The 9,700-nt window shown below is 76.9% G+C and carries 11 protein-coding genes; 3 read left to right on the top strand and 8 right to left on the bottom strand.

Going from position 1 to position 9,700, the window contains the following annotated elements:
* Positions 1-246 (top strand): hypothetical protein (locus tag VGB14_11840; GenBank protein ID HEX9993609.1); only part of this gene is annotated, 246 nt, incomplete at its 5' end.
* A 136-nt stretch (positions 247-382) separates the two neighbouring features.
* Positions 383-1,252 (top strand): formate/nitrite transporter family protein, encoded by an 870-nt coding sequence (locus VGB14_11835; GenBank protein HEX9993608.1) that lies wholly within the window; start codon positions 383-385, stop codon positions 1,250-1,252.
* Between the two features lie 2 nt (positions 1,253-1,254).
* On the opposite strand, the gene VGB14_11830 is transcribed toward VGB14_11835, so the two are convergent.
* Positions 1,255-2,085 carry a thioesterase family protein gene (locus VGB14_11830; protein ID HEX9993607.1) on the bottom strand — a complete coding sequence of 277 codons (831 nt, stop codon included), beginning with the start codon at positions 2,083-2,085 and terminating at the stop codon, positions 1,255-1,257.
* 433 nt (positions 2,086-2,518) lie between these two features.
* On the opposite strand from VGB14_11830, the gene VGB14_11825 reads away from it, so the two are divergent.
* Positions 2,519-2,803, top strand: coding sequence for a hypothetical protein (locus VGB14_11825; GenBank protein HEX9993606.1), 285 nt, complete (start codon positions 2,519-2,521; stop codon positions 2,801-2,803).
* Here VGB14_11825 and VGB14_11820 read toward each other — a convergent pair.
* From VGB14_11820 to VGB14_11790, 7 genes are all read right to left on the bottom strand, one after another.
* A complete protein-coding gene (locus VGB14_11820) occupies positions 2,697-3,683 on the bottom strand; it encodes a glycosyltransferase (protein ID HEX9993605.1) in 987 nt (328 codons plus the stop codon). The genes VGB14_11825 and VGB14_11820 overlap by 107 nt on opposite strands.
* A gap of 10 nt (positions 3,684-3,693) precedes the next feature.
* On the bottom strand, positions 3,694-5,547 hold the full coding sequence (locus VGB14_11815; GenBank protein HEX9993604.1) for an ABC transporter ATP-binding protein: 1,854 nt from the start codon (positions 5,545-5,547) through the stop codon (positions 3,694-3,696).
* Entirely contained in the window at positions 5,544-7,343 is a 1,800-nt protein-coding gene (locus tag VGB14_11810; protein HEX9993603.1) for an ABC transporter ATP-binding protein, read from the bottom strand. Before VGB14_11810 ends, VGB14_11815 begins: the two co-directional genes overlap by 4 nt.
* A gap of 70 nt (positions 7,344-7,413) precedes the next feature.
* Entirely contained in the window at positions 7,414-8,034 is a 621-nt protein-coding gene (locus VGB14_11805; protein ID HEX9993602.1) for an ATP/GTP-binding protein, read from the bottom strand.
* The gene (locus VGB14_11800; protein HEX9993601.1) at positions 8,015-8,368 is read right to left on the bottom strand and encodes a DUF742 domain-containing protein; all 354 of its coding nucleotides are present in this window, start codon (positions 8,366-8,368) and stop codon (positions 8,015-8,017) included. Before VGB14_11800 ends, VGB14_11805 begins: the two co-directional genes overlap by 20 nt.
* Positions 8,365-8,787 carry a roadblock/LC7 domain-containing protein gene (locus VGB14_11795; GenBank protein HEX9993600.1) on the bottom strand — a complete coding sequence of 141 codons (423 nt, stop codon included), beginning with the start codon at positions 8,785-8,787 and terminating at the stop codon, positions 8,365-8,367. Before VGB14_11795 ends, VGB14_11800 begins: the two co-directional genes overlap by 4 nt.
* The coding region (locus tag VGB14_11790; GenBank protein HEX9993599.1) for a hypothetical protein at positions 8,784-9,700 on the bottom strand (917 nt) is incomplete at its 5' end. The genes VGB14_11795 and VGB14_11790, both read right to left, overlap by 4 nt.

The following is a 9,700-nucleotide window of genomic DNA, read 5'->3' as shown; positions in this document are numbered from 1 at the left end:
CGCTCGGCGACGCCGGCCTCGAACGTCGTCGACGGCGTGCAGATCGACCTGCACCACCTGTCGCACGACGGCGACCGGCTCGACGCCGTCGTCACCTACCGCTTCGACGGCCGCCGCTACGACCACGCCTTCGCCTGCCTGGACGTGGACGACGACCGGCTGGCCGCCGAGGCCGCGGCCGTGGGGCTGGCCGTCGACCGCCGCCTCGACGACGAGGGGGCCTGGGTCGTGCTCGTGCCCCGCTGACCGGCGCCGCCGCTCCGCCGGAGCGGCGCGTTGGCCGGCCGGCCTTCTCACCGTGCGCACCAATCCCCCCTTCCGTACCGGGGAGCCCGATGTGATGATCCCCGCACCGGGCGATCGCGCACGGAAGGAGGCAGGGGTGCCCATCACCGTCCCCGAGGCGCTGGAGGACCAGGAGCGGGTCGGCGCGGCGAAGGCCGGCGCCACCGCCTCTCCGGCGCGCTACCTCGCCTCGTCCGCGCTGGCCGGCGCGTACGTCGGCATCGGCGTGGTGCTCGTCGCCAGCACGGCCGGCCCGCTCGCCGCCGCCGGCTCGCCGATGACCACGCTCGTCGCCGGCTGCGTCTTCGGCATCGCCCTGACCCTGGTCGTGTTCGCCGGGTCGGAGCTGTTCACCGGCAACGCCATGGTCCTGCTCCAGTCCACGGCGGCCGGCCGCACCAGCCTCGGCGCCGTCGGCCGGGTGTGGGGCCTGTCACTGGTCGGCAACCTGGTCGGGTCGGTCGGGTTCGCCGCCCTCGTCCACGCCGGCGGGACGCTGCACGCCGGGAAGGGCGCGGCCGGCACGTACCTCGCCACCGTCGTCGGCAACAAGTCGGCGGCCACCGGCGGGCAGCTGTTCTTCCGGGCCGTCCTCTGCAACATGCTCGTCTGCCTCGCGCTCTGGATGGCGGCGAGGGCGACGAGCGACGCCGCGAAGCTGGTCGTCATCTGGTGGGCGCTGCTGGCGTTCATCGCCTCGGGGTTCGAGCACTCGATCGCCAACATGACGATCTTCAGCCTCGCCGCCCTCGCCGGCGACGCCTCGTGGGCCGACCTGTTCAGGAACCTGGTGTGGACGGTGCCGGGCAACGTCGTCGGCGGCGGGCTGCTGGTCGGCCTGGGCTACGCCTGGATCGCCCGCCCGTCGGTGCGGACGACGCCGACGGCGGCCGGCCCGACCACGGCGCCGGCGCCGCCGGTCGCCACCGTCGTGCCCGACGCGGGCGCGGCCACGACGGCCGCCTGACGTCACCCGGCGGCGGCGCCGCCGGCCGCCGGCCGGGGCACCAGGGCCAGCTGGCGGCACTGGGCCACCAGCGCACCGGTGGCGTCCCAGATCTCGCCGTCCTCCTCGAGGAACCCGCCCTCGACGAAGCGGGTGGTGAACGCGCAGCGCAGCCAGCCCTCGGCCGGGCGGGCCCTGACGTGGACGGTGAGCTCCAGGGTCGGCGTCCAGGCGACGGGCAGCGCGGCGTTGAAGGCCGTGGGCGGGAAGGCGTCCGCGGCCTGGAGGAGGCCGAGCGTGCCGACCGGCTCGCCACCCGGGAGGCGGAACCACCCGCGCATGGCGAGCCGGCCGCTCGGCCGGCCCTCGACGAACCGGGCGTCGTCGGGGTGGAGGCGCAGCTCGACCCGGCCGGTGAACGGCGGCGGGAACGGCTCGGCGGGGCGGACCAGCGGGCACTCCTCGACCGGCGGCAGCTCCGGCGGGGCCGCCTCGACGCGCCGCAGGTCGGCCTCGCCGCCGCGCTCGGCCGCCTCGAGGTCGGTGAACGTGCCGACGGCGGTGATCAGCGGCCGCTCCCCATCGGCCACGGTCGCGGCCGCGGTCGCGAACCGCCGGCCGGCCCGGAGCACCGAGACGCCGACGGTGACCGGCCCCGGCCGCCCGGGCGCCAGGTAGTGGGCGGTGACCGACACCGGGTCGGGCCGCCCGGTGGCCTCGGCCATCGCCCGCCCCGCCATCGCCATCAGGTAGCCGCCGTTGGCGTTGCCGGCCACGTCCCACCCGGCCGCGATGTCCGCCGCCCAGGTTCCGTCGCCGACCGACCGCACCGCCGTCGCCGCCGCGAAGCTCACGCCGCCACCACCCGACCGCCGCCGCCACCCGCCCGGGCGCGCCCGCCGACCCGCCGCGCTCGCATCGCCCCGGCGACGCTCATGCCGTCGCCCCTCCGCCGCCGACCCGCCGCGCTCGCATCGCCCCGGCGAGGCTCATGCCGTCGCCCATCGGCCGCCGACCCGCCGCGCTCGCATCGCCCTGGCGAGGCTCATGTGGCGGCCCTTCGGGTTGCCCCCGCACCGCCCGGGCGCCGATCGCCCGCGACGCCGCCGGAGCGAGCCTCATGCCGTCGCCCCTCGGTCGCCGCCGCCACCGGCCCACGCGCCGTCGCCGACCGCCGCATGGCCGTCGCCGCCGCCGACGTCGGGCGCCCGCACGGGCTCGGCCGCCGAGCGGGGCCGGGCGGGGTTCGGGTCGAGCGCGGGCGGCTGCTGCGGGCATGCTCTGGCGGTGGACGGGGTGGGCACCGGCGACGTGGCGGGGGCGGTCGTCCTCACCGTCCTGTGCTCGATCCCCCTCGCCCTCACGATGTGGGCGTTCCTCGACGCCGCCCGCCGGCCCGAGTGGGCCTGGGCGCTCGCCGGGCGGCGCCGGGTCGTCTGGCTGGCGGTGCTGCTGTGCTCGGCGTTCACGGTCGTGGCCGGGGTGGCGACGGCGCTGTGGTACCTGCTGAAGGTGCGGCCGGTCGTGGCCGGGGCGGAGCGGGGCGACGTGCGGTCGCCGCCGCCCCGGTGAGCGAGGCGGGCGGAGGGCCGAACCGGCCCAGCGCGTAGTCCCGCAGGGCCAGCAGCCTCGCCCTCGCGTCGAACACGGGCGGGCGGCGGGCCGGGGCGACGGCGCCGACCGCCGCCGACCACAGCGCCATGACCGCCCGGACCGTCACCGGCCACCGTCCCCCGTGCTCGCGGACGAGCAGGAGCGTGTTGCGGAGCTGGAGGTAGTCGGTCACCGCGACCGTGCTACCGACGTGCGGGTTCCGCACGTCCGCCCGCCGCACCACGCCCACCGCCCACCCCGCCGCCCTGGCCCGCACGCCGAGGTCGGCCTCCTCGCCGTAGGCGAAGTACCGCTCGTCGAACAGGCCGACCTCCTCCAGGCAGGCCCGCCGGGCCACCATCAGCGTGCCGTGCGGGTGGTCGGCGGGCTCCCAGCCGTCGGCCACGGCGGCCGGGCGGGTGATCCCGCCGAAGTACCGGTCGACCACCGGGGTGGCGCCGTCGCCGACGTCGGCGCTGGCCAGCCCCGCCCGCGGCCGGGCCGCGGCCGCCGCCACCAGCCGGGCCAGGCACCCGGGCGCCGGGATGGCGTCGTGCGGCGCGACCGCCACCCACTCCCCCGCCTCGGCCGCCGGCCGGGCCAGCCACCGCCGCAGCCCGGCGTTGGCGCCCGGCCCGAACCCGGCGTTGCGCCCGAGCTCGACGAGCTCCACGCCGGGCAGGGCGGCCCGCAGCGCGGCGAGGTCGGCCGGCGGGGAGCCGTTGTCGACCACCACGGCGCAAGCCGCCAACCCCTGTGCGGCCCGGTCGGTCAGCGCCCGCACCGTGGCCGTGCACCGCTCCGGCTGGGCCCGGTGCACGACCACGACGGTGAGCGGCGGCTCCCGCCCCTCGGTCACGCCCTCGCGGTCACGAGGCGGCCGCCTCCGCCGACGCCGTGCCCCGCACCCAGCTGGCGTGCAGGCCGGCGTAGACCCCGCCCAGGGCGAGGAGCTCCTGGTGGGTGCCCCGCTCGACCAGGCGGCCGCCGTCCATCACGAGGATGACGTCGGCGTGCTCGGCCGTGGCCAGCCGGTGGGCGATGGTGATCGACGTGCGCCCCCGGCTCAGGCTCTCGAGCGCCCGCGTCAGGCGGGTCTCGGTGGCCGGGTCGACCGCCGAGGTGGCCTCGTCGAGCAGCAGGCAGGTCGGGTTGGACAGGTACGCCCGGGCCAGCGCCACGAGCTGGCGCTCGCCGACCGACAGGTGCTCGCCCCGCTCGCCGACGCGCGTGGCGAGGCCCTCCGGCAGGCCGGCGACCCACGGCTCGAGGCCGAGCTCGACGAAGGCGAGGCGCACGTCGTCGTCGCTCGCCCACTCGTTGGCGAAGCGGACGTTGGCGGTGATGGTGTCGTCGAACAGGAACGTCTCCTGGGGCACCAGCACCAGCGACGACCGCAGCGACGCGAACGACACCTCCCGGAGGTCGACGCCGTGCACGAGGATGCGGCCCTCGGTCGGGTCGGCCAGGCGGGTCAGCAGCTTGGCCAACGTGCTCTTGCCCGACCCGGTGGCGCCGACGAGCGCGACCCTGCTCGCCGGCTCGATCGTCGCCGTGACGTCGCGCACGGCCCACACCGGCTCGGCGGGCGCGACGCGCACGACCGGCGCCTCCTCCTCGGCCAGCGGCACCTCGACGGGCCGGTAGGCGTAGGAGACGCGCTCCAGGCGGATCTCCGGCGGCCCGGGCGGCAGGGTGCGGCCGGCCTCGGGGTCGGCGACGTCGATGGGCGTGTCGAGCACGTCGAGCACCCGCCGCCAGCCGGCGACGGCCGTCTGCGTCCAGTCGAGGAGCTCGGTGAACTCGGCCACCGGCTCGAGGAACAGGGTGACGAGGAACACGAAGGCGATGAGCTCGCCGGCGGTGAGCCCGCCCTCGGGTCCGATGGCGACGCCGGTGGTGATCACGGCCGCGATCGTGAGCACCGAGAACACCTCGCCCGACGGGAACAGGAGCGCGCCGAGCGAGCCGGCCCGGATCATCGACCGGCGGTGCTCCTCGACCGTGCGCTCGACCTTGGCGTTCGTCCGCTCCTGCACGCCGTAGCCCCGCACCACGGCGGCGCCCATGACCGACTCGGAGACGGCCGTCAGCATCTCGCCGACCCGCACCCTGACCAGGTCGTACCGGGCGACGAGGTGCTTCTGGAGGAGCTTGAGCACGAGCGCGAGCGGCAGCACGACGGCAATCGACAGGAGGGTGAGGCGCCAGTCGTAGGCGGCCATCGTGGCGACGACGGCGAGCATCACCGCGCTGTTGACGATCCACGCCACGCCGCCCCACGAGAAGAACTGGCTGAGCGTCTCGACGTCCGAGGTCACCCGGCTGACCAGGGCGCCCCGGTGCTCCTCGGTGTGGTAGGCGACGGGCAGGCGGTGGATGTGGCGGAAGGCCCGCACGCGCAGGCCGTACAGCGCCTCCTCGCTGGTGGAGGCCAGCCGCGTCTGGGTGGCCCGGTTGGCCAGCATGGTGACGACGACGAGGACGACGCCGACGGCGCCGAACGACGCGATCAGCCCGATGTCCGCGCCGGCGTCGTCGAAGCCCCGGTCGACCACCTGCTGGGTGAGGATGGGCACGACGACCCGGCCGCCGCCGGCCACGAGCGCGAGCGCGACGGTCGCGCCGGCGCCCCGGCGGAGCTCCGGGCTCGCCGCCCAGCCGCGCCGCAGCACGGAGAGCGCGCCCTCGACGGGCGGGAGCGGTTGGCGGGCGGGGGTCATCGGGTGCTCCGGTCGAGCTCGTAGGCCTGGACCAGCCGGGCATACCCCGGCACCTCGGCGACGAGGCGGCTGTGGGCGCCGGCGGCCACGAGGCGGCCGTCGTCGAGGAACAGGACCTCGTCGGCCAGGGCGATCGTGGACGGGCGCGACGCGACGACCAGGGTCGTCGTCGTGCGCAGGTGGGAGCCGAGGCCGCCGAGGATCTCGAGCTCGGTGGAGGGGTCGACGCTGGAGGTGGCGTCGTCCAGCAGGAGCAGCCGAGGGCGACGCAGGAGCGCGCGGGCCAGCGCGACCCGCTGGCGCTGGCCGCCGGACAGGGTGGCGCCCCGCTCGCCGACGACCGTGTCGTAGCCGTCCGGCAGGGCCCGGACGAACTCGTCGGCCCGAGCCAGGCGGGCGGCCTCGACCATGGCCCGCTCGTCGCCGACGCCGAGGCAGATGTTCTCCCTCACCGTGTCGCCGAACAGGAACGGCTCCTGGAACGCGATCGCCACCGCCTCGCGCAGCTCCTCGGTGGACATGGCGGCGACGTCCCGCCCCGCGATCCGGATGGTCCCCCGGTCCGGGCGGAGCAGCCGGGCGACGAGGAGCAGGAGCGTGGACTTCCCCGATCCCGTCGGACCGACGAGCGCGACGGTGGTGCCCGGGCGCAGCCGGAACGAGACGTCGTCGAGGACCGGGTGCTCGGGGTCGTACGCGAACCCGACCCGGTCGACCTCGAGGGCGGGCGCGCCCGACCGGGCGCCGTCACGCCGCCCCGGCTCGCCGGCGGCCCGCACCGGGCGGGGCACCTCGTCCGTCGGCGTGCGGAGGACCTCCTGGATGCGGTCGTAGCCCACGACGGCGCGCGGCAGCTCGCCGAGCACGTAGCCGATCAGCCGGAGCGGCCAGGTGAGCAGGGTGAACAGGCTGATGAAGCTGACGATGGTGCCGACCGTGACGTCGCCGGTCTCGACGCGCCAGGCGCCGAGCACGAGCAGCACGACGATGGCGATCGGCGGCAGCGAGTCGAGCACGGACTCGAACGTCGCCCGCAGCTTGGCCGTGCGGACCTTGGCGTCGCGCAGCTCGCCGGCGACGGCCGAGAAGCGCCGCACCTCGAGGTCCTCGGCGCCGAGCACCTTGACGACCATGGCGCCGTCGAAGCTCTCGTGGGCGACGGCCGACACCCGGCCGATGGCCTGCTGGGTCGCCTCGACCGGCGCCTCGACCCGGCGCTGGTACGCCAGGTTGAGGGCGCAGATGGCCGGGAACAGCAGCGCGCCGATCAGGGCCAACCACGGGTCCGTGTTGACCAGCCACCCGAGGGCGAGCACGACCATGAGGGCCACGCCGGTGGCGAACGGGAGCGGGTTCAGGACCTCGATGGCGGCGTCCACGTCCGCATTCGCGTGGGCCAGCAGCTGCCCGCTCGGGCGGGACTGGTGGTACGAGTACGGCAACCGCTGGTACTGCTCGACGACCTTCACCCTGAGGGTGGCGCCGACGCTGGCGCTCGCGATCGTGGCCGAGATGCGGCGGCAGACGATGCCGACGGCCTTCACCAGGCCGACGGCGATGACGAGCAGCGCGGCCGCCGTGACCGTGCCCCGCTCGACCCGCCCCTCCTCGAAGTGGGGGACGATCACGCGGTCGGCGACGCGGCCGAGCACCCAGGACGTGGCGACCGTGGCGCTCGCGTACACGGCCGCGCCGAACACCGCGAGCGCGAACGGGCGCCAGTGCAGCGACACGAGGCGTCGCAGCACCGTCGCCCCGCGCCGCAGCAGGCGGCCGGACGAGAGCTGAGCGGTCACCCCGCCATCATGTCGGAGGGGTGTGACAACGACCCCGGAGTTTCCGGGGGTGTGACCGAAGTCGCCCCCGTCAGCGGCTGGGCGCCGGGAGCCCGGCCGCCGCGTGCGCCCGGGCGAGCGCGTGGTTGACCAGCTCGAGGAGCGCGGCCTTGGTCGACGACCGCTCCCTCGCGTCGCAGAGGAAGACGGGCACGTCGGCCGGCACGGCGAGCGCCGTCCTCACCTGGTCGAGGCCGTGGGCCACCGAGCCGTGGAAGCAGTTGACGGCCACCACGAACGGCACGCTCCGCGCCTCGAAGTAGTCGACGGCGTGGAAGCAGTCGGCCAGCCGGCGGGTGTCGACGAGCACGACGGCGCCGATCGCCCCCCTGGTCAGGTCGTCCCACATGAACTGGAACCGGTCCTGGCCGGGCGTGCCGAACAGGTAGAGCACGAGGCCGGTGCCGAGCGTGATGCGGCCGAAGTCCATGGCCACCGTCGTCGTCGTCTTCCCGACGGCCTGGCCGGCGTCGTCCACGCCGGCGCTCACCGACGTCATCGCCGCCTCGGTGTTCAGCGGGACGATCTCGGAGATGGCGCCGACGAAGGTCGTCTTCCCGACGGCGAACCCGCCGGCGACGATGATCTTCACGGGGAGGGGCGCGGCACCCTCGGCGGGCGGCGGCACGGGGTCAGAGCGCCTGAAGGCCATCGAGCACCCTCTCGAGCAGGAGGAGGTCGGGGCGGTCGACCTCGGCCGGTCGGTAGACCTGGACGAGGCCTTCCGAGGTCATGTCGCCGACGAGCACGCGCGCCACGCCGAGGGGCACCCCGACCCGGGCGGCGACCTCGGCGACGGCGACGGGGGCCACGCACAGCTCGGCGATGGCCCGCCGCTCCCAGGCCAGGCGGGGCGCCTGCCGGCCGAGCGGGGTGGTGACGACGAGCGTCTCGAGGGGCAGGTCGGCGTCGGACCGGACGCGCCCGCCGGTGAGGGCGTACGGGCGGACCAGCCGGCCACCGGGCCCGTGGCCGGTGCCGCTCACCGGGGCAGCGCTCCCTGGAGCTCGGCCCGCAGCTCGGGCGTCAGGACGTTGCCCGCGCGCTCGACCAGCAGCGCCATCTCGTAGCCGACCAGGCCGACGTCGCAGTCGGCCTCGGCGGTGACGGCCAGGCAGGAGCCGTCGCTGATGCCGGTGACGAAGAGGAAGGCGCGCTCCATCTCCACGATGACCTCGTGGACGGCGCCGCCGCCGAACCGCCCTGCGGCGCCGTAGGCCAACCCGATCAGGCCCGACGCCACGGCGGCGAACCGGTCGGCGGCGTCCCTGGTGAGGCCGTCGGAGACGGCCATGGGCAGGCCGTCGGATGACACGACGACCGCCTCGGTCACCCCCGGCACCCGCTCGACGAAGTTGTTCACGAGCCAGTTGACGTTCCGGGCTCCCGTGCTGAGGCCGTTCACGACCGTCGCCCTCCCTCGTCTTCCTCGGACCGATCACGGCCCGGCTGGTCCTGGCGGGGCGACCGGCCCCTGGACAGGCCGGCGCGGTAGTTGGACAGCATCGCCCGCACCTCTTCCGGCGACCGGTTCGTCGCCCTGGTCGGCGGCCCTTCGGCCGGGGGTGGCTCGGGCGAGCGGCCGCCCGCGCCCGGCGTGCGGTTCGGCAGGGTCGCCCACGGCGGCGTCGCCGGGCCTTCCCTGGTGGCGCCCGGCTGGCGGGTCGGCAGCGGCGGCGACCCCGGGGGCCCGCCGGCCGCGTCGGCGTCGGCGACGAGGGCGGCGAGGCCGCGGTCGAACTCGGGGCCGCCGGGCAGGGCCTCGCTGAGCGACGCCGGCGGGGTGCCGACCGGGACCCACTCGGGCGCCAGCGGGGGCGTGGGGGGCGCCGGCGGCGGGGCCGACGGGTGGCCGGCGGCGGGGTACCAGGGGTCGGCCGGGTGACCGGCGGGCTGGTCGCTCCCGGGGAGGGGCGGCGCGGAGGGGTGGGCCGGCGCGGCCGGGTGGCCGGACCAGGCGGGCGGCTCGGGGGCGGGAGCCCCTGCGTGGTCGCCGTGCGGGTCGGTGGCCGGGTGCCACGGGTCGGCCGGGCGGCCGGCGTCGTGGGGTCGAGGGGCGACGGACCGATCGGCGGCGCCGAGGCCGGGGGCGGCGGGACGGCCGTCGGCGGCCGGCGTGGCGCCGGGGAGGGAGGGATGCCCGCCCGCGGTGGCCGGTGGAGCGGGCTCGGGGCCCGCGCTCGGCGGGGACGACGGTGCGGCGCCCACGGGGCCTCCGGGGTGGCGGGTCGCCGTCGGCCCGCCGGCCGGCGGGGCCGGGACGGGACCGAGGGGCGGAGCGGGACGGGCGGCGCCCGAGGCGGGCGTCGACGGCGCGG

The organism is Acidimicrobiales bacterium (genome assembly GCA_036399815.1).
Classification (GTDB): Bacteria; Actinomycetota; Acidimicrobiia; order Acidimicrobiales; family DASWMK01; genus DASWMK01.
Note: the sequence above shows the minus strand (reverse complement) of the source record. Positions and strands in the feature narration are given on the sequence as shown.

Bases quoted from the DNA above. Each gene is read 5' to 3' on its own strand.
- VGB14_11805 (HEX9993602.1), bottom strand. From the start codon at position 8,034: ATGGCCTTCAGGCGCTCTGACCCCGTGCCGCCGCCCGCCGAGGGTGCC.
- VGB14_11815 (HEX9993604.1), bottom strand. From the start codon at position 5,547: ATGACCCCCGCCCGCCAACCGCTCCCGCCCGTCGAGGGCGCGCTCTCC.